13 protein-coding genes are annotated in these 21,353 nt (G+C 50.9%); 11 read left to right on the plus strand and 2 right to left on the minus strand.

The annotated features are described in order from the left end of the window. The first annotated feature begins 12 nt into the window (after window positions 1-12). From AXX12_RS18155 to AXX12_RS18200, 10 genes are all read left to right on the plus strand, one after another. Window positions 13-1,191 carry a hypothetical protein gene (locus AXX12_RS18155; RefSeq protein ID WP_156478718.1) on the plus strand — a complete coding sequence of 393 codons (1,179 nt, stop codon included), beginning with the start codon at window positions 13-15 and terminating at the stop codon, window positions 1,189-1,191. A 234-nt stretch (window positions 1,192-1,425) separates the two neighbouring features. After that, the gene (locus tag AXX12_RS18160) at window positions 1,426-3,123 is read left to right on the plus strand and encodes a DUF885 family protein (RefSeq protein WP_231881953.1); all 1,698 of its coding nucleotides are present in this window, start codon (window positions 1,426-1,428) and stop codon (window positions 3,121-3,123) included. A 581-nt stretch (window positions 3,124-3,704) separates the two neighbouring features. After that, window positions 3,705-4,532: an IclR family transcriptional regulator gene (locus tag AXX12_RS18165; RefSeq protein WP_066245796.1), complete on the plus strand. Its 828-nt coding sequence runs from the start codon at window positions 3,705-3,707 to the stop codon at window positions 4,530-4,532. A 308-nt stretch (window positions 4,533-4,840) separates the two neighbouring features. Continuing rightward, window positions 4,841-8,365: a pyruvate:ferredoxin (flavodoxin) oxidoreductase gene (nifJ, locus tag AXX12_RS18170; protein ID WP_066245798.1), complete on the plus strand. Its 3,525-nt coding sequence runs from the start codon at window positions 4,841-4,843 to the stop codon at window positions 8,363-8,365. Between the two features lie 53 nt (window positions 8,366-8,418). Beyond that, complete coding sequence (locus AXX12_RS18175; protein ID WP_066245800.1) at window positions 8,419-9,819, plus strand: FAD-binding oxidoreductase; 1,401 nt, start codon at window positions 8,419-8,421, stop codon at window positions 9,817-9,819. Between the two features lie 42 nt (window positions 9,820-9,861). Beyond that, the gene (locus AXX12_RS18180; RefSeq protein WP_066245804.1) at window positions 9,862-11,184 is read left to right on the plus strand and encodes an MFS transporter; all 1,323 of its coding nucleotides are present in this window, start codon (window positions 9,862-9,864) and stop codon (window positions 11,182-11,184) included. Between the two features lie 168 nt (window positions 11,185-11,352). Then, entirely contained in the window at window positions 11,353-12,807 is a 1,455-nt protein-coding gene (locus AXX12_RS18185; protein WP_066245806.1) for a 4-hydroxyphenylacetate 3-hydroxylase family protein, read from the plus strand. 113 nt (window positions 12,808-12,920) lie between these two features. After that, complete coding sequence (locus tag AXX12_RS18190) at window positions 12,921-14,060, plus strand: acyl-CoA dehydrogenase (protein ID WP_066245808.1); 1,140 nt, start codon at window positions 12,921-12,923, stop codon at window positions 14,058-14,060. 41 nt (window positions 14,061-14,101) lie between these two features. Next, window positions 14,102-14,887 carry an electron transfer flavoprotein subunit beta/FixA family protein gene (locus AXX12_RS18195; protein ID WP_066245810.1) on the plus strand — a complete coding sequence of 262 codons (786 nt, stop codon included), beginning with the start codon at window positions 14,102-14,104 and terminating at the stop codon, window positions 14,885-14,887. Window positions 14,888-14,901: 14 nt separating this feature from the next. After that, window positions 14,902-16,104, plus strand: coding sequence for an electron transfer flavoprotein subunit alpha (locus AXX12_RS18200; RefSeq protein WP_066245812.1), 1,203 nt, complete (start codon window positions 14,902-14,904; stop codon window positions 16,102-16,104). Window positions 16,105-16,182: 78 nt separating this feature from the next. Here the strand turns inward: AXX12_RS18200 and AXX12_RS18205 are convergent, their stop codons facing one another. Continuing rightward, window positions 16,183-17,295 carry an aminopeptidase gene (locus tag AXX12_RS18205; protein WP_066245814.1) on the minus strand — a complete coding sequence of 371 codons (1,113 nt, stop codon included), beginning with the start codon at window positions 17,293-17,295 and terminating at the stop codon, window positions 16,183-16,185. A 190-nt stretch (window positions 17,296-17,485) separates the two neighbouring features. Beyond that, the gene (locus AXX12_RS18210; RefSeq protein ID WP_066245817.1) at window positions 17,486-19,663 is read right to left on the minus strand and encodes a Tex family protein; all 2,178 of its coding nucleotides are present in this window, start codon (window positions 19,661-19,663) and stop codon (window positions 17,486-17,488) included. Between the two features lie 229 nt (window positions 19,664-19,892). Here AXX12_RS18210 and AXX12_RS18215 point away from each other — a divergent pair, with 229 nt between their 5' ends. Beyond that, window positions 19,893-21,224 carry an MATE family efflux transporter gene (locus tag AXX12_RS18215; protein ID WP_066245819.1) on the plus strand — a complete coding sequence of 444 codons (1,332 nt, stop codon included), beginning with the start codon at window positions 19,893-19,895 and terminating at the stop codon, window positions 21,222-21,224. Window positions 21,225-21,353 lie beyond the last annotated feature (129 nt).

The following is a 21,353-nucleotide window of genomic DNA, read 5'->3' on the forward strand; positions in this document are numbered from 1 at the left end:
TGTCTAGGAAAAATGCGGATCAGGTGTGCCACTCTGCTGATTGCCTGTTTGGTGTCAGCAACAACCAGCGTTCACGCCGCCTACGATTTTGTGAAAAACAGCGAATTCCAGCAGGGACTAACACATTGGACTGTGAATGAAGGTGGCAAAGACGCAACATTAACTGTAGAGAATGGCGAGGTGCATTACCAAGGCATGTTAGGTTCGGTACAGCATGGCATTCGACAAACGCTGGAATTTGATGCATCAGAATACACTTCGCTTATTCTGCACGCGACTGTTCGAGTGGATGAAGCCAAACTGGCCGGGACTGGGTTGAATGGCTTAGAAGCGCCACTATCGGTTTTCGTGTTGTATACCGATGCCGCTGGAACAGAGCACATTCGCTCGTCTGCCAGCTCTGATGGCAGATTTTGGCGCGGTTTTTACTATGAAGACCCTGCGCCGCCAGCAAGCGGCGCCAACGGTTACAAAGTTAAACGCGGCCTATGGCAGGATTATCAGCTGGATTTGATGACTTTAGAGCCGCGCCCGAAGTGGATCCATGCGATCGGCGCCGAGAGTTCGGGTTGGGCGCGACTCTCGGCAGCGATAAAACGACTATCGTTGATTGCACCAGAGGAGGGCCGCGAGTTTGCCGTTAATCCGGCACTAACTCGCATGGCGGCTGGTTGGCAGTCCTGTGTTGATTTCGAGCCAGCTGCCTATCAGGCAGAGCTTGTGCCGCTGCCGCAAGGCATGCAGATTCAAAGCGCTCTGGGCGATAAACGGGTAGGGCTGCTGCAAAAGATCGAGGCAGATGTCAGCAGTTTTCAATCACTGCTGTTTACCGCTGAAGTCAAAGTGGATAAGCAGCGGTTAGGCGGAACGGGTTGGAACGGACGTGAGGCCCCGCTGGCGATGCTTGTGACCTATACTGATGTGAATGGCGTCAAGCACGACCGATTGCCGCTAAAGGCTGATGATGTGGAACGCAGAATGTTTTGGCGCGGACTGTACACACTGAAACCGCAGCCACCTGCGTCAGATATGAACGGCATCGCGCTAGAGGCGGGAGTCTGGAGCACAGTCAGTTTCGAATTAATGGAACTCGATCCAAAACCTCGCATCATTCATTCCTTTGGCGTGGAAGGATCGGGCCGGGCGCCCCGGGATGCTTCGGTGCGCAGGGTTAGCTTGAAGGGGCGATGAGGCAGGTATAGGAGGCGACGTTAATAGTAGAAGGACGTTAACCGCGGAGTACGCAGAGTACGCGGAGGGATCCGCAGAGGGCGACGGAATTTTAGTTTTTAGTGTTAAGAAAGTCCGCTTAAATACAAATCCGTAACCCTCTGTGTACTCAACGTACCCTCTGCGCACTCTGCGGTTAGAACGTTATCCGCCTGTTTTCGTAAGACTCTATAATACTATAGGAGGCAAGCAATTTTGCAATATAACGAATGCGTAGACCAGTTTCATGAATATTTTACCCAAGACCCTAACGCCTGTGTTGCGCTAGGAGTGGCTAAGCGGCTCAATGATTTGCCAGACCCCTCGGTGGCGGCAGAACAGAAGCGTGTAGAAGAAGGCAAGCGATTGCTTGAACAGTTACAGCAGTGCTCACGTGAAGGGCTGGATTTTGATCAGTCGCTTGATCTTGAATTGGCGATCCAGGCTGTGGAATACGAGCTTTTTGGTCTTACCTATCAGTTCAACGGCAAGACTGAGTCGGCGCAAATGCCTGATGCTGGTGATGACATCAGTGACGGCATCTTCTTACTATTCGCCAACGATCCTCGTCCGGCGGTTGAGCGGCTTGATAATATCACAGCTCGACTGGAAAAAGTACCGCATCATCTTGATGCTGTATTGGCTAGGCTGGATACGCCTGTCAAACGTTGGGTTGATATGGATCTCGAAAAAACGGCTGAACTGCCGGAATTTCTCCATACGCTGCGCGAGTGGGCTGTGGGCGAGGCGTACTCGGATATAGCTCGCCTTGACACGGCTATCGAGGCGGCGGAGCAAGCGCTAGACCAGTATCGCGCACATCTGAAAGCCTTGCCAATGACTGACCAATTTGCTATTGGGCAGGAGCAAGCCCAGCAGTTAGTCAAGCTGCGTGGCATCGACGTTCCGTTTGCTGACCTAAAGGCAATGGCAAGAGACTTTCTCTCCGTCAATGCTGCCGAGGTCGAGGAATTGCGACAAAAGCTATTACGGAAATACAGTCTGCCTGTAGGCTGGACTGCTGAACAACTGCAAAGTTTTCTGAATGAGCGTTACCGGGTTGATCCCAAAGATGCTGCCTATAACGGTATTCTTAAACGATATCAGACAGAACGGGAATCGATCTTGACGTTTATCCGTGAGCAGGATCTCTTCCCCTTGCCGTCTGATCAGGATATGAAGATTATTCGTACCCCTGGTTTCATGACACCTTCGATCCCCGCGGGGGCAATGATGTCACCGCCGCCGTTCCGGGCCGGGGTCAAGCAGAGTATGGTTTATCTGACTCTCAGTGAAGAGTTGCTCGATGAACACACTGAGCTGTCGATTCCGGTCATGCTGATCCACGAAGGCATACCTGGCCATCACTTGCAAATGGCTAGCGCCGCCTGCCACGCTTCAGTCATCAGGCGGCACATGGACGCGATGGATCAAGCGGAAGGCTGGACGACCATGCTTGAAGACTATATGCTTGACCTCGGCTATATGGGTGAGCTGACTGATGAGGCTCGCTTTATCGGCAAACGCGACATTGCCCGACTGGGAGCGCGGGTGGCGATTGATTTGTACTTTATGACTGGCGATGTTTTCTATCTCGATGTTGGTGTGCCACTTGGCAAACTCGGGACCGATCCCTTCCCCAACGCCGCTGCTCTGCTTAGCCCAGTGACCGGCTTTACACCATCACGGCTGCAAGGAGAATTGAACTGGTATTCCCAGTCGCGGGGTTATCCGCTGTCTTATCTAACCGGTAATCGCTTAGTCTGGAAATTGAAGCAGGATGTAGCAACAGCGCAACAGGGCAAGCTGGAGGGCTTGGCCTTAGACCGGGCCTTTCACCGAGCCTATCTGGAAGCAGGCGGCATGCCGCTGACGTTTTTGCGCAAGGTGTTTGTACACCAGGGATTGCTATAAAAGCCAAGCAGGGGAACATAACCGCAGAGTGTGTGGATTACATAGTGGGCTGCGGAGGGTACGGTTTCACGAAGTCACGGAGGACACACGGAGGGAGAAACTAGCGCGAATCGCGCAAAGATCGCAAGCGGCGCTATATTTTGCGCACATTGTGCGCGACGTGTTTGCGCAGGCGCGTAGAGCCGTTCGCTCGAACGGAAAGCAGGGTGAGAAGAAGATTGCCGTGTCACTTTGTTCCTCGCAATGACAACCCGTTACGTGTCATCGCGAGCGCAGCACGGCGATCTTCCGGGCTTGCGGTACTTACAGTGCGGGGAGAAGACTGCTTCGTTTCAGCACGGGCGCAATTGCCATCCATGGCACGCCCGGGACTAGGCCTATCCGGTGGAGTTGTTCATAGTGACGCTTGTGTCGCTCGTGGCGCTAGTGCTATCGTACCCCCTACTTTCTCGACATAGCGAACACCGACTCATCGAGGAAGACCACGCATGGTTTTTCTTAATTCAGCTTTAGCTGGACGAGTGTTATTTGATGATGGTAATATAAGAGCAAATGCATGTATAAACGGAGGAGAGCGATCTTTGCATACATTTGACAGCAGTCAGGAAAAAGAAATACAACAAATTGCCGGCGACAAGTCGCAAAAGGATCAGCCCCTGTTTGTTAAATCAGTTGCCCGGGCACTTGCGATAATTAATTATGTGGTCAAGTCTCCTAAACCTCCTACGTTTACAATGATTCAGGAAATTTTAAACGTACCCAAAAGTTCGTTATCCTATCTATTGCAGGAACTGGTTCAACAACAGTATTTGCAGTTTGACAGTGAAATCAAAGTTTATTATCCGGGTTTGCAACTAATTAGAATTGGCGCGACTTGTATTAATAACAGCAATTTCTCTGATGAACTTTGGCGCGGAATTAAACAACTCAGTGAGGAATTGGGAGAGACCACGCACGCGGTCATGCTGGAGGACCGGTTTGTTATTTTTATTGCCAAAAACCGGGGAGCAAAAGAAGTTAGTGCAGTTTCCAATATAGGCTTTAAATTGGCTGCTCATGCGACGGCGGGTGGAAAGATGCTGCTTTCTTCCTTAGACGAGACCGAACTGGATAGACGTCTGGCAACAGTCGAACTGGAGAAATACACTGATTTTACGATTACTTCTTATGCTGAGTTAAAAAGCGAACTAACTGAAGTTAGAAAAAACGGCTATGCTACTGACAATCAGGCTAATGTTCCCGGTGGATTTTGCGTAGCCGCGCCGGTTTACGATAAAACGGAAAAAATGATTGCAGCGATTAGTATCAGTGTATTGGCAGGGAAAATAACTAACGAATACTTGCAGGTATTGATTCAAAAGGTTAAAGCTGCTGCTCAGAACATTTCTACAAGATTGGGGAAAGTGTAGTTCAGAACAATCAGGAAGAATACAAAATATCTAAAAATTCGCAATTGACATTGAATCAATAAACTGCTAAGCTAATAATGAAATTTGCAATTATGCGAACTTGGTTCATCATACGGAACAAATACTTGAATAGCTGCATTAACTAATGTATTGTTTTTACACTCTAACTTGGCAAAAGCCAAGTTTTTCTCAGGGAAAATTGATGAACACTGTTCTGTATAATGAACAACAAAAAACATTATTTTTTTGTTCCGTATATAGAACTAAGTTCGTGAAAATTACAATTAAAAAGGGAGGAAATCATACTCATGTCAAAACGTATGCAGAAAACAATGGATGGAAATACCGCGGCTGCTCATGTTTCTTACGCATTTACCGAGGTAGCTGCTATTTATCCAATCACACCTTCGTCGCAGATGGCCGAATTAGTAGATGAGTGGTCCACTCAAGGGAGAAAAAACATTTTCGGCGAGCGTGTGCGAGTTGTGCAATTACAATCCGAAGGCGGCGCAGCCGGTACGCTGCATGGCGCCTTGCAGGCAGGGGCTTTGACAACAACCTATACGGCATCGCAAGGCCTGCTGTTGATGATTCCTAATATGTATAAAATTGCCGGCGAGTTGCTGCCGGGTGTTTTTCATGTCAGCGCACGGGCTCTGGCAGCCAACGCACTGAGCATTTTTGGCGACCATCAAGACGTCATGGCTACCCGGCAAACAGGCTTTGCTATTTTAGCCTCCAGCAGTGTGCAGGAAGCGATGGATTTGGGTGCGGTAGCTCATTTGGCGGCGATTAAAGGCAGAATTCCGTTCCTGCATTTCTTTGATGGCTTCCGGACATCTCACGAGATTCAAAAGATCGACGTTCTTGACTATGACGATCTGGCAAAACTGATCGACCAGGCTGCACTTGGCGAATTTAGAAGCCGGGCGCTGAATCCTGATCATCCTGTTGCCCGCGGCACAACCCAAAATCCGGATATCTACTTTCAGACCCGTGAAGCAGTCAATACGTTTTATAACGAATTGCCTGCTATTATTGATCAATATTTACAGGAAATCAACAAATTGACTGGCCGGAATTATCAGTTTTTTACATATTTAGGTGCGCCGGATGCTGACCAGATTATCGTTGCTATGGGGTCAAGCTGCGATGCGATTGAGGAAACGGTGAATTACCTGAATGCACAGGGTGAAAAGGTGGGCTTGGTCAAGGTTCATGTGTATCGTCCATTTTTGGTCGACCGGTTCTTGGCAAGTGTTCCGGCCGGTGTGAAAAAAATTGCGGTTCTGGATCGTACCAAAGAACCGGGCGCTGCCGGTGACCCGCTGTATCTTGATGTCCGGAATGCGTTCTTTGACAGCAAGGCTGCTCCGGTCATTGTCGGCGGCCGCTACGGCTTAGGGTCGAAAGACTTTACGCCTGCTCATATTGCGGCAGTATTTGAAAATCTCAAACACGATACACCGAAAAATCAGTTTACCGTCAGTATTACCGATGATGTAACCTTTACCTCGTTGCCCGAGTATCCCGCTGAGATTGATCCTACGCCGGCGAATACCAAAGCCTGTAAATTCTGGGGACTGGGCGCCGATGGAACCGTAGGCGCCAACAAGAGCGCGATCAAGATTATCGGCGACCATACTGACCTGTATGCCCAAGGCTATTTTGCCTATGATTCGAAAAAGTCCGGCGGAGTTACCGTCTCCCATCTGCGTTTTGGCAGGCAGCCGATTCAGTCCTCCTACCTGATCGCCAAAGCGGATTTCATTGCCTGTCATAATCAGGCCTATGTCCATCAATATGATTTGCTGGCTGGTTTAAAACCAGGCGGTATCTTTTTGCTGAACTGTCTCTGGACGCAGGCCGAACTGGATGAACATTTGCCAGCCGCCATGAAACAATATCTGGCGAACCACAATATTCGCTTCTATATCATAAACGCGGTCAAAATCGCTGCCGATCTGGGACTCGGCGGACGGATCAACATGGTCATGCAGGCCGCGTTTTTCAAACTATCCCAAGTCATTCCGCTCGCGGACGCCGCAGCCTACCTGCGGGATTTTGTTGACGAGGCCTATGGCAAACAAGGTAATGCTGTGGTTGAAATGAACTATGCGGCAATTGAAAAAGGCTTTGAATCCATTATCCGGGTGGAAGTGCCTGCGGTCTGGTCTGATGCCGCCCAGACAGAAAAAGCTGCGGCAGTGGAAATGCCTGCATTTATCAAGAACATGTTGATTCCGATGAACCGTCAGCAAGGAGATATGATTCCTGTCAGTACTTTAAGAGGCAGTGAGGATGGCAGTTTTCCGCTTGGCACTACCGCCTGGGAGAAGCGCGGCATCGCGATTCAGGTGCCGGAGTGGCAAGCTGATTTGTGTATCCAGTGCAACCATTGTTCTTTTGTCTGCCCGCATGCTGTCATCCGCCCGGTATTGGCAACAGAAGCGGAGCTAAGCCATGCGCCGGTCGGACTGATGAGTAAACCGGCGATTGGCATGGCAGGACTCCAGTTCCATTTGGCAGTGTCCGCGCAAGACTGCACCGGCTGCGGAAACTGTGTGGATGTCTGTCCGGCAAAAGCAAAAGCGCTGGTCATGAAACCATTCGAGGCGCAACGCTCCCAGGCTGAAGCAAATTGGAACTTCACGAGAACTCTGCCGCAAAAAGCATTACCGGAAAATCAAAAGCTCACAGTCAAGGGCAGTCAGTTCGCACAGCCATTGAATGAATTCTCCGGCGCCTGCGCCGGTTGTGGCGAGACTCCTTATGCCAAGCTGGTTACGCAGCTGTTTGGCGACCGGATGATGATTGCCAATGCGGCAGGCTGCTCAACCGTTTGGGGGGCAAGCGCTCCGGCGGTTTCCTATACCGTAAACTCGCGCGGTCATGGTCCTGCCTGGGGCTTCTCGCTATTTGAAGATAACGCCGAATATGGCTTTGGCATGTACCTGGGGACTGAGCAAATCCGGCAGACCTTAACCAGTTCAATAGAAAGCGCCTTGCGGGAAAACATCAGCAATGAATTAAGGAATTGTCTGCAGCAGTGGCTGGAACACAAAGACGAGGGCGGCGGGACCCGGGACCGGGCGGATCGCTTGATTGCCGCTTTAGAGACGGAAAAGAGCGCCGATCCGCTATTGAATGAGATCTATCGGCACCGGGATTTCCTGGTTAAGCGTTCGCACTGGGTGTTTGGCGGCGATGGCTGGGCTTATGATATCGGCTTTGGCGGCCTGGATCATGTGCTGGCTGCTGGCGAAGATGTCAATGTACTGGTATTTGACACCGAAGTGTATTCAAACACCGGCGGGCAGTCGTCGAAAGCGACGCCCACCGCGTCCATCGCTCAGTTCGCCGCCGGCGGCAAAAAGATGCGGAAAAAGGACCTTGGGCTAATGGCGATGTCCTATGGCTATGTCTATGTGGCGCAAATTGCCATGGGCGCTGATAAAAATCAGACTCTCAAGGCCATTGCCGAGGCAGAAGCCTATCCCGGCCCATCACTCATCATTGCCTATGCGCCGTGTGTAAATCACGGAATCAGCGCCGGAATGGGGAAAAGCCAGACGCAGGCGAAACGGGCCGTGGAAGCCGGATACTGGTCACTGTATCGCTACAATCCTCAGTTAAAGGCTCAAGGCAAAAATCCATTCCAGTTGGACTCGAAAGAGCCGACAGCCAGTTTCCAGGAATTTGTCAAGAGTGAAGTCCGTTACTCGGCGCTGCTGCGGCAATTTCCCGATACCGCGAACTCTCAACTCGAACAGGCGGAGCATGATGCGGCAGAGCGACTGGCTGTGTATAAACAACTGGCAAAGATGAATTAAATTTCCTGCTGATTTATTTAAACGCAATAATGAAAACAAGGGAGGAATTTGTCATGAACCATTTCAATCCTGTGACCCCTGCGTTGGTAGCAGATCTAAAAAATGTATTGGGAGAACGTTTTGTATCACTTGATCCTGACAAGCTGGAAGCGTACAAAACCGATGAAGAAGCAAATCCGAAGTATCACCATTTGCCTGACGTTGTGGTTTTTCCGGAAACTACCGAGCAGGTTGCGGCAATTGTCCGGCTGGCCAATCAATATGTCGTACCGGTGACGCCGCGCGGCGCGGGCACCGGTTTGGCGGGTGGCGCGATTCCCGTCTTCGGCGGTATTGTTCTCGTCCTGGATCGGATGGACAAAATTCTCGAATTCAATGAAGATTCTTTGTATGTAGTCACACAAGCTGGCGTGCGGACTCACGAGATTCAACAGAAAGCAAAAAGCCGGGGACTCCTGTATGCCGGAGATCCCTGCAGCAGTGATAGCTGTCAAATCGGCGGCAATGTCGTCACCAACGCCGGCGGCAACCGGGCTGTAAAATATGGCACGACCCGGGATCAGGTATATTCGATGGAAGTAGTGACACCGGAGGGGGAGATCGTAACTGTCGGCAGTCGCCTGGCCAAAAAAAGCACCGGCTATGCCCTTGAGCAATTAATCGCCGGTTCAGAAGGCACGTTGGGAATCGTGACCCAGGTGACACTCAAGCTCAAGCCGCTACCGCCGCATACCATGGATATGCTGGCCATCTTTACAAATATGGAGCAAGCGCTCAGCCTGCCGAACCAGATCGTTAAAGCCGGTCTCAGCCCGATGTCGATGGAGTTTATGGATAATAAAGCTCTGCGCAGCTGTGCCCGTTATATCAAGGTGGATTTGCCGTATGCCACAAAGGATGGCCTTTATGTAATCATCACTGTCGATGGCCTTACTGAAGATGAAATTGACCGCAAAGCGGAAATGCTGGACGAAATCTGTACAGCAGGCGGTGCTGTTGAATTGTTAATGGCTGATGAAGACCGGATTTGGAAAGCGAGAAGAAACTTCGCCGAAGCGGCGCGGGCCGACAGTCTGGTCTATTACGCCGAAGATATTGTCGTACCTGTCGATAAAATCGCTGAGCTCATGCAGAAGCTGCCTGAACTGGAATCAAAATTCGGCATAGCGACAACAACAGCAGCCCATATCGGAGACGGCAATATCCACGTCAACGCCTTGAAAGGCGATATTCCTGATGCAGTCTGGAATGCCAAGCTCGATGAATTTCACCAAGAACTGTATGGATTTGTCTATCAATTAGGAGGGAGGTTATCAGGAGAGCACGGCATTGGATCAAAAAAGGTGAAGGAAATGGAGATGTTTACCCACCCGGTGGAGCTAAAGCTGATGCGGGCGATAAAGAAAGCGATTGACCCCATGGGCATCCTGAATCCTGGTAAGATTTTTAACTAATACCGGTACCGGCAATATGCGAAATGGATGGAGGGCAAAAAAATGACTGATCAAATGAAAGAACAGATTATTATGCGCAAAGTCTCGTGGCGCCTGATTCCAGTCTTAATTGCAGCCTATATCTTATGCTATTTGGACCGTGTCAATCTAAGCTATGCCGCATTGCAAATGAATCAGGAGCTGGCGCTGACGGCAACTGCCTTCGGCTGGGGAGCAGGCATATTTTTTCTCGGTTACTTCCTTTTCGAAGTGCCAAGCAACTTGGCTCTTCAAAAGTATGGCGCGCGTTTTTGGATCGCCCGGATTATGGTTAGCTGGGGTTTATTATCAGCAATGATGGCTTTTATTGGCAGCAGTACCAGTTTTATTATCGTAAGGTTTTTGCTTGGCGCTGCCGAAGCAGGCTTTTTCCCTGGCGTCATTCTCTACCTGACCTATTGGTTTCCCGAGCGTTACCGGGCTATTATTACCTCCCGGTTTATGTTTGGCGTGCCTGGCGCTCTCTTAATCGGCTCGCCGATCTCTAGCTGGATTTTAGGAATGGATGGTATTGGCGGAGTCGCCGGCTGGCGCTGGCTGTTTATTCTGGAAGGGATTCCGACCGTGTTGATGGGCTTTTTCGTCTATTATTATCTGACAGACATTCCAGCCCATGCAAAGTGGCTGGAGCCTGACGAACGCAACTGGCTGCAGGGAGAAATTGACCGTGAGCGGGCAAAAGTCGAATCCAAGAAAAAGCTCTCGCTAAAAGATGCGCTGTTGAATCCGCACGTGCTGGCGCTGGGGTTTGTCTATTTTACCGTTCAGGTTGGTATTTATGGCGTGAATATGTGGCTGCCACAAATCATGAAAACATTCACCTTTTTAAGCACGATACAAATCGGATTTATTGCCGCTATTCCATTTGCCGCTGCCGCCATCGGCATGCTGATCCTGGGAAAAAGCTCTGATCGCCGTCAGGAACGGAAATGGCACTTGATCTTTACTCTCGTGTTAGGGGCGGTAGGCCTGATCGGCAGCGCGTATTTTGGCGCCAATGCGGTATTGACGATCCTGCTGCTGTCGATATCAAGTATCGGCCTGTATTCATCGATGCCGATATTCTGGACGATTCCCCCGACTTTCCTGACCGGCTCTGCGGCGGCGGGCGGTATCGCGCTGATTAACTCACTCGGCAACATTGGCGGCTTTGCCGGCCCATTCACCGTCGGCTGGATTAAAGACTCGACCGGTAATTTTATGTATGGCTTAATCGCTCTTGGCGTTTGGGTGTTTATCGGCTGTATCTGCGCCTATATCACTTATCGTAATGTTCAGCAGGTAAAAGAGGCTCCTGTTGCTACTGTAGTCAGCGGACATGTTTGATTAGGCGGACTAAAACCCAGTTCTGACCGAGCCGCTCTACGACTTTATTTCTGCAAGTGGGTTTTAGAGTGGCAGGTTGCCTGGCTGAGTACGCGCAGCCAGGCAGCAAGATCAGATAAAGAGTATTACCAGGTATCAGAGATAAGTAGATTTCAGGAGGATTGAATCATGTCAATGAAAACCGCTCAACAATACGAAGACAGTCTGCGGGAACTTCATTTCAAGGTCTATTTGCAGGGTGAACTCATCACGAATCCCGTAGACCACCCCATCATTCGGCCATCAATGAATTCCGTCAAAATGACCTATGCGTTAGCCGAAGAACCGGAATACCAAGACCTCATGACAGCAACGTCACATCTCAGCGGCAAAAAAATCAACCGCTTCTGTCACCTCCATCAAAGCGCCGATGACCTCGTCAAAAAAGTAAAAATGCAAAGGCTGCTGGGTCAGAAAACAGCCGCTTGCTTCCAACGCTGCGTCGGCATGGACGCCATCAACGCGGTGGACAGCACAACCTTTGAAATCGATAAAAAACTGGGCACTACCTATCATGAGCGCTTTACCAGATTCCTGCTGAACATGCAGGAGCAAGACTGGACAGTGGACGGAGCGATGACCGATCCGAAAGGCGACCGCAGTTTATCGCCCAGCAAGCAGGCCGACCCTGATCTTTTTGTCCATGTTGTGGAAAAGAGAGCGGATGGTATCGTGGTCAGCGGCGCCAAAGCCCACCAGACCGGCGCCCTTAACTCGCATATGATCCTGGTCATGCCGACCATTGCAATGGGCAGGGAAGATACTGACTACGCGGTTTCCTTCGCCGCGCCGGCAGACGCCGAAGGTATATTTTACATCTATGGCCGTCAGTCGTGCGATACCCGCAAACTCGAAGGCGGCGACATTGACGTGGGGAATAAGCAGTTCGGCGGCCATGAAACGCTGATGGTATTTGACAATGTTTTCATTCCCTGGGATCATGTTTTCATGTGCGGCGAAACTGAATTCAGCGGCATGCTGGTCGAACGCTTCGCCGGCTATCACCGGCAAAGCTACGGCGGCTGCAAGGTCGGGGTCGGCGATGTGCTGATCGGCGCCACGGCGCTGGCCGCAGACTATAATGGAGCCGCTAAGGCGACGCATATAAAGGATAAACTCATCGAAATGACACATTTGAACGAAACACTCTATGCCTGCGGTATCGCCTGTTCGGCTGAAGGCTGTAAAACCGCTTCCGGCACATACCTGATCGACCTGCTGCTGGCTAATGTCTGCAAACAAAACGTTACCCGCTTTCCCTATGAAATCGCCCGCCTGGCAGAAGATATCGCCGGCGGCCTGATGGTCACCATGCCTTCCGAACATGATTTGCGTCACCCTGAAATTGGTAAAGTGGTCGAAAAGTACTTTAAGGGTGTAGCGAATATTCCAACCGAACAACGGCTGCGGATTTTGCGGCTAATTGAAAACATTACCCTGGGGACCGCTGCGGTAGGCTACCGGACAGAGTCCATGCACGGCGCGGGCTCGCCGCAGGCACAGCGGGTCATGATCGCGCGGCAGGGAAATCTGGAGAAGAAAAAAGAGCTGGCTAAGGCAATTGCCGGCATCAGCCCAGAGTAGCCAAGATGACCGAGCAGCAAATAGCGCAGGTAATCGAAGCGAAGATTCAGCCGCTATTGAAAACACATCAAGGGTAGATCGTCAAGGGTAGGAATGGTTAGGAGGATTAGGTAATGCAATTTCAATTAACCGAAGACCAAAAAATGTTGCAAAAGATGGTGCGTGAATTCGCCGAAAAGCGGGTAGCGCCAGAAGTTGCCAAGCGGGATGAAGAGTGCCTGTTTGACCGTTCTATCATTGATGAAATGGGCGAACTTGGTCTCAATGGTCTGTGCTTTCCTGAGAAGTACGGCGGCGCGGACAGCGACTATTTGAGCTATATCCTGGCTGTCGAAGAACTATCCAAAGTCGACGACGGCGTGGGCATTACCTTGTCGGCCAGTGTTTCACTCTGCGCATGGCCTATCTATGCCTACGGCACGGAAGAACAGAAAGAAAAATATCTGCGCCCAATCCTGGAAGGGGAACATATGGGCGGTTTCGGACTCACCGAACCCAATGCCGGCACTGATGCGGCAGGCCAGCAATCCGTAGCCATAGCTGATGGCAATCACTACCTGCTCAACGGCAGTAAGATCTTTATCACTAACGCCGGCGAAGCCGAGACCTATGTCGTATTCGCCATGACTGATAAAGCCAAAGGACTGAAAGGCATTTCGGCGTTTATTCTGGAAAAAGGCATGCCTGGCTTTAGCTTTGGCAAGAAAGAGCATAAGATGGGTATCCATTCCTCCATCACCATGGAACTCATTTTCCAAGATGTAAAAGTGCCTAAAGCCAATCTGCTGGGTAAAGAAGGAGACGGGTTCAAAATTGCCATGACCACACTTGATGGCGGACGAATCGGCGTTGCCGCCCAGGCTCTTGGCATTGCCCAAGCGGCCCTTGACCATGCCGTTAAATACGCCAAAGAGCGCATCCAATTTGGCAAGCCCATTTGCACCAACCAGGCCATTGCCTTTATGCTGGCTGATATGAACACCAGAATTGACGCGGCCCGTCTGCTGGTTTACCGTGCCGCCTGGCATAAGGACCAAGGGTTACCCTATTCGAAAGAAGCGGCTATGGCTAAACTGTATGCGTCAGATGCTGCCATGGAAGTCGCCACCGATGCGGTGCAGATCTTCGGCGGTTATGGCTACTCTGCTGAATATCCGGTGGAACGCCTGATGCGGAACGCCAAAATCACCCAAATCTATGAGGGGACCAACCAGGTTCAGCGCATGGTGATTTCCGGCGCGCTGCTCAGATAGTCCGGATGTATACTCACTAGCGGGATAGGAGGCATAGTAGGATGGATTTGTTGGTATGTGTCAAGCAGGTGCCTGACACCACCGAAGTGAAAATTGACCCTCAGACCAATACGCTTATTCGGCAAGGTGTGCCAAGCATCGTCAACCCCTTTGACAGAAATGCTGTTGAAGCCGCACTCCAACTCAAAGAAAAACATGGTGGCAAAGTGACCGTCATTTCCATGGGACCGCCCCAGGCCAAAGATGCCCTGAAGGAATGTCTGGCGATGGGCGCTGACGATGCCTATCTGGTCAGTGACCGCGCATTTGGCGGTGCAGACACACTGGCAACCAGTTATACTTTAGCGGCCGCCATCCGCAAACTGGGCAAGTTTGATATGATCCTTTGCGGCAAGCAAGCCATTGATGGCGACACGGCTCAAGTCGGCCCGGAAATCGCCGAGTATCTGGATATTGCGCAGGTGACCTATGTGGCCAAAGTGGCAGTCCATGGCGATAGCGTCAGGGTAGAACGCGAGCATGAAGAAGGCTACGAAATTATTGAGACCAAGCTGCCTGTCCTGTTGACTGTAGTCAGATCGATCAATGAACCGCGCTTCCCTACCGTTAAAGGTACGATGAAAGCCAACCGCAAGGAAATTCCGGTGATTGCCGTTGGCGATGTAGACGTTGATTCAGATCGCCTTGGTCTTAACGGATCGCCTACGCAAGTGCGCAGAATCTTTACCCCTCAGCAGCGGACCCAAGGCGAAATCATCCAGGCTGATAGCATCCGCGAAGCCGTTCAGGCGCTGTTTTCAAAGCTTTCGGATGCAAAGATTCTCTAGAAGGGGAGTTGGCAATGACAATTAGAATAATTCAAGATAACTGTATTGGCTGTGGCGCCTGCGTTATTGCTTGTCCGTTCGGAGCTATTATGCAAGCCGATGCAAAGGCATTCATCAGCGAAGCCTGTACCATGTGCGGAGCTTGCCTGAAGTCGTGTCCGGTCAATACCATTGTCCGGGAAACAGCAGAAAAGAAAGTGTCCATGGACAAAGCGAAAGCGGACTATGCCGGCGTATGGGTCTACATCGAACAAACGGCAGGCCGTATTCGCGGCGTATCACATGAACTATTGGGCGAAGGCCGCAAATTGGCGGACGCTATGAAGCAAGAATTGGCCGCTGTGCTGATTGGCGACAATGTGGCGGCACTGGCCAAAGATATCTTTGCCAGCGGGGCCGACAAGATTTATCTGGTGGAAGGAGCGGAATACAGCCACTACACTACCGATGCCTTTACCGCCGCCCTCCATGACTTAATCACTACATATCGGCCTAATGTCCTGCTGCTTGGCGCTACCAACGACGGGCGGGACTTAGCCCCTAGACTGGCCTGCCGTGTTGGTACCGGTCTGACGGCAGACTGCACCGGCCTGGACATCGATGCCGGGACAGGCTTAGTTGCCTGGACCCGTCCCGCCTTTGGCGGCAATATTATGGCTACTATTTTGTGCCCCGATCACCGTCCGCAAATGGGAACTGTCCGTCCGAAAGTATTTAAGCAGCCCGTTCCTGATTACACCAGGACCGGCGAAATCGTCAACATAGCGAGCAAAGTTAATACTGAAAACATCCGTACCCGGTTTATCGAATTATTGCAAGTCTGCACAACCTCCTGTAACTTAGAAGAGGCCGAAATTATTGTTTCCGGCGGCAGAGGAATGTGCAGTGCGGAAAACTTCCAACTTATCGAAGACCTGGCCGAAGCTCTCGGCGGTACCGTAGCTGCTTCCCGCGCGGCTGTTGACGCAGGCTGGAAACCGGCTCTGCATCAGGTTGGCCAGACCGGGAAAACAGTAGGGCCGAAGATATACATCGCATGCGGTATTTCCGGCGCCATACAGCATCTGGCCGGGATGTCCGCGTCAGACATCGTGATTGCCATTAATAAAGATCCAGATGCCCCGATATTTAAAATGGCTGACTATGGTATTGTCGCCGACGCAATGGAAGTATTGCCGATTATGCTTGAAGAACTCAGAAACACTAAAGCCGGCTAAAGGCTTGGTTGGCCCTATTAAATATCAACCCCGAATCGCATTTACTAAACAGTAATGAGATTCGGGGTTTTGTATTTGTTACTCAAAGTTTTCCGGATTCAATCCCTGCAGTTCAGGCAGTACAAACCGTCCGTCTTTGCGGATTAACACATCATCAAACCAGATCTCACCGCCGCCATACACAGGTGTTTGAATACAGACCAGATCCCAGTGAATGGCTGATGTGTTGCCATTGAAGGCGGTTTTATAGGCATTGCCAGGGGTAAAGTGGAAACTGCCGCCGATTTTCTCATCAAATAGAGTATCCTTCATCGGCTGCTTGATATACGGATTGACGCCAAGGGCAAATTCGCCGATATAACGCGAACCTTCATCAGTGTCTAGAACTTTGTTTAGTTTTTCGCTATGATTGGCAGTCGCCTTGATGATTTTTCCGTTGGCGAATTCAAATTGGACATTTTCATACGTAACTCCCTGGTAGACAGCAGGAGTATTGTAGGCAAGCGTTCCATTGACCGATTCACGCACCGGGGCGGTGAAGACTTCCCCATCGGGAATGTTGCGCAGACCGTAAGATTGTATGGTAGGGATATCTTTTATGGAAAAGTAAAGATCTGTACCCGGCCCGACAATACGCACTTTATCTGTGCGGTTAAACAGATCGACTAAGGGCTTTTCCGCTGCGCCGAGTTTGGCATAATCCAGACCACAGACTTGAAAGTAGAAATCCTCAAACGCCTCGGTGCTCATGTTGGCGAGTTGCGCCATGGCGGGAGTCGGATAGCGGAGTACACACCATTTTGTATTTGCTACTCGGAGATCGCTATGCACTTGCTTTGACCAGAGACGCTGGTATAAGCTCATCTTTTCTTCCGGCACGTCAGACATTTCGCTGATGTTATCACTGGCGCGGATGCCGATATAGGCATGCATCTGGCGCATCAGTTCCGCTTCCCAAGCGCCAAGAATCTGCATTTGCTCTTCGCTAGTCTGACGCAATAGAGCCCGCTGCAAGGAACTGTCTTTTACAATGACAAAGGGCTTGCCGCCGGCAGCATAGGCTTCATCCATTACTGCCTTCGCCAAATCGATGCCACCGTCAAAAACCTCGATCAGGAGATTCTCGCCTGCTTGCAAGCGAGTGGAGTGCTGAATCAGCGTTTTCGCCAGAGTGAGTTTACGTGGGTCCATAAAAACACCTCGCTTTTCAGACATAATAGACTATGAGTAAGCAATGGATTTTTTTAACCGCAGAGTACGCAGAGTGCGCTGAGGGTTCGCAGAGGATAGCGTATTTTTATAATTATAATACTCTCCGTAACCCTCTGTGATCCTCTGCTAACTCTGCGCACTCTGTGGTTTCCGTACGAAGTTCCGCCTGCTAGGCGTTCTTTTTCGCTTGTTTCAAGCTCAAACCGATGCGGCCGCGGGCTTCATCAACACTGAGCACAACACATTCGATAATATCGCCGACTGATACGACGTCCAGCGGGTGGCGGATCGGTTTGTCGCTAAGTTCCGAACGGTGAATCAGTCCGTTAATTTTGATGCCGATGTCGACAAACACACCAAAGTCAATGACATTATGCACAGTACCTTTGACCAGCGTACCAGGCAGAATATCAGATAACTTGACAACATTTTTGCGAGTCATCGGCTGGGGCAGGTCTTCACGCGGGTCACGTCCCGGTTTGGCCAAGGCTGACAGGATGTCGCGCACTGTTGGCTCGCCAGCGGCTAGCTCGGCAGCAAGCTTTGCAGAATCGACGGTCGGCAGCTTTTGCTGCAGTACCTGCAGCTTTTCCTTATCTTGCAAATCAGCCAAGGCAAAGCCGAACATCTTCAGTATGGCCTCAGCCAGTGAGTATGATTCAGGATGAACTGGCGTATTATCCAATGGATTCTCGCTTTTTTGCAAACGCAGGAAACCGGCGCACTGCGTGAAGGCGGCAGGGCCAAGACGCGGCACTTTCAAAAGCTCGCGGCGGCTACGGAATCTGCCAGCTGCATCGCGATAAGTTACAATGTTCTTGGCCACGCTGGCACTAACGCCGGCGACATAGGTCAAAAGAGCAGCTGAGGCGGTATTGAGTTCAACGCCGACATGGTTAACTGCTGATTCGACAACTTGGGTGAGTGTGCCACTGAGTTCCTTTTGATCAACGTCATGCTGATACTGACCGACGCCAATCGACTTCGGATCGATTTTGACCAATTCAGCCAGCGGGTCCTGCACGCGGCGGGCGATTGAGGCCGCACTGCGCAGGGTGAGATCTAAATCGGGTAATTCATCCTTGGCAAGCTTGGAGGCGGAATAGATGGAAGCACCAGCTTCGTTGGTGATCAGGTAGTGAACTGGCAAGTTATTTTCGTTGATCAGGGAAGCGATAAATTCCTCTGTTTCAAACGAGGCAGTGCCATTACCGATCGAGATGAGCGTCACACCGTGGCGGCGAATTGCGGCGAGAACAGTCTCGGCGGCACGTTGCCTTTGCCCTTCGCTGTGAGTGATATAGATGACTGATGTGTCGAGAATGGCGCCGGTTGGGCTGATGATTGCCAGTTTGCAGCCGGTGCGAAAGCCGGGATCAAGTCCCATGATCGTGTGGCCGGCCAGCGGCGGCTGCAGGAGCAGCTGCTTCAGATTCAGGCCGAATACCCGGATGGCTTGTTTCTCGGCATTTTCGGTCAATAATGAACGAAGTTCCCTTTCCAGTGATGGAAACAGCAACCGCTTGTAGCCGTCGGCAATGGCAGATAGAAGGAGATCTTTAAAAATCGACGGCTTGGTGATGATCTGACGAACAATGGTGTCGATATGTAATTCGTGTGGTGTAACCACCCGGACTTTTAACAGCTCTTTCTTTTCACCGCGGTTAACGGCTAGGATGCGATGCGAGGGCATGCGACTGACTGGTTCACGGTATTCTTTATATGTCAGAACTTCTTTGCCCGCTTCCTCGGAGACTGCCAGCTCGGTTTCAATTTCGGCTTTGTTCCAGAGCTGTTTGCGCAGTTGAGCGCGGAAATCGGCGCGTTCACTGATCGCTTCGGCAATGATGTCCATAGCGCCAGCCAGAGCGGCTTCGGCAGTTTCGACTTCTTTCTCCGGATTCACGAATTCTAGCGCAATCTCGATGGGGTCGCCAACGGTAATTTCCTGCGCCAGCAGAATGTCTGCCAATGGTTCGAGACCGCGTTCACGGGCAATTTGCGCTCGTGTCCGCTTCTTCGGCCGATAAGGCAGGTAGAGATCCTCAAGCTCCTGCAGTTTAACGGTGGACAGAATGGCTGCTTCCAGCTCAGGAGTGAGTTTGCCTTGTTCGCCAATGCTGGCGACGATTTCTTCTTGCCGTTTAACCAGGTTGCGCAGATACAGTAACCGCTCTTCGATTAAACGAATTTTTTCTTCATCAAGCTCGCCGGTGACTTCCTTACGATAACGGGAGATAAAAGGAACGGTATTTCCTTCATCAAGCAGCCGTATGGCAGCCTCCGCCTGTTGTGGGCGAATGCTAAGTTCGTGAGCAATATGGGAGTGAATATCTGTCAACAGCATGGGATCACCATCTCTTCCATTATTCTTGTCTATTCGTGTCAACTATTACTATACCACAAATATAATAAAGGATAACAGAGGCGAGTCGACGAAGAAAAGAAAAGCCCTATTGGCTCAAAAAATATTCTCGTAGCTCTCTGCACACCCTCAGCGTACTCTGCTCACTCTGCGGTTAACGTAGCTAAAGACAGCCGTGGGTGTTTTTCTTATGCGAATTTGGAGGTTGTTTATGCTTCCCGTTAATCAATATATGCGAACTCGAATCTGGGCGCTTGCTTGGCCGGTTGTTCTCGAGATGTCAGGACAAATGCTAGCCGGAACGTTGGTGACTGCGATGGTGGGGCACTTGGGTGCAATCAGTCTGGCTGCCGTCAGTCTGGCCATTATGGTACAGATGGCGGCAACTATGGCATTTGCCGCCGCTGGCACCGGAGCGGCAGCTATCATATCTCGCGAAGCGGGAGCCGGTAACTATCAGGCGGTTCGGAGTATATCCGGTCAGGCGGTTATGCTGGCAGGCGCACTGGGGACGATTCTTGCTGCTCTCGGCTATGTATCATCATCGGTCATCTTCTCGGTATTGGATGCAGATGCGGCGGTCGCCGAACTGTCAAGCTCTCTCCTGCGCATGATGTTTTTATTTACGCCATTATATCTGATTATGGCTGTCAGTAATTATATTTTGCGGGCAGTGGGGCGAACCATTGATTCTTTCTGGGTCAGTGTGCTCAATAATGGGACAAATATCGTTGTCAGCTATCTGTTGATATACGGAATTGGTCTGCCGCGCCTGGATGCACTCGGCGCAGCTTGGGGAACTGTTTTGGGGCAGACGTTAGGCGGAACGCTGGCTGTCATCATGCTGATACGTAGTCCGCTGATTGGTCTGCGATTCTCTGACGTGTTTGCATACCGGCGGAACGAAGTTGAGCGAGTACTGCGAGTCAGCATTCCAGCTGCACTCGAACAGGCAGCCATGCAAGGCGGTCGGATTGCCTTTACCTTTCTGTTGGTTGGAGTGGGCACTGTCCAATTTGCTGCTCACCAAATTGCCATGCAGGTCGAGTCTATTTCGTTTTTACCGGGCTTTGGTTTTTCGGTTGCTGCCATGACGCTGGTCGGTTTTTCGCTCGGTCAAGGCGTATCGCACCGGGCGGCCCGTTATGTTCGGCTAACTCGCTCGATTGGATTCTGGTTGATGAGCGTCATGGGAGCAGTATTTTTCTTTTTTGCTGAGGAACTGACTGCACTGTTTATTAAAGACCCAGAAGTTCTCTATTGGGGTTCATTGTGTGTGAAAATAGCGGCAGTAGAGCAACCGACCATCGCACTCAACTATGTCATGGGTGGCGCGCTGCGTGGTGCGGGCGATACCAAGTGGCCAATGTATGTGACGACTATTGGAATCTGGCTAGTTCGGTTGCCGCTGATCTATTTGTTTATCACCGTTTGGAAGCATCCCATTACCACCGCCTGGTGGATCACTGCAGCCGATTTTCTCTTCAGGAGTGGGATATTGTGGTGGCGGTTTGAGACTGGCAAATGGAACAAATCCATATAGAGCAGGGCGTTGATATACCCCATCTACGTTGTTAGCCCCGCTCACCCCTTGCTTGCGTACCCGTATCGTACGCGGCGCGGCGGGGTGAGCGGGGCTGCCTAGTGATGCTACTCAGCTATTCTGCATCAG

The organism is Anaerosporomusa subterranea (assembly GCF_001611555.1).
Classification (GTDB): domain Bacteria; phylum Bacillota; class Negativicutes; order Sporomusales; family Acetonemataceae; genus Anaerosporomusa; species Anaerosporomusa subterranea.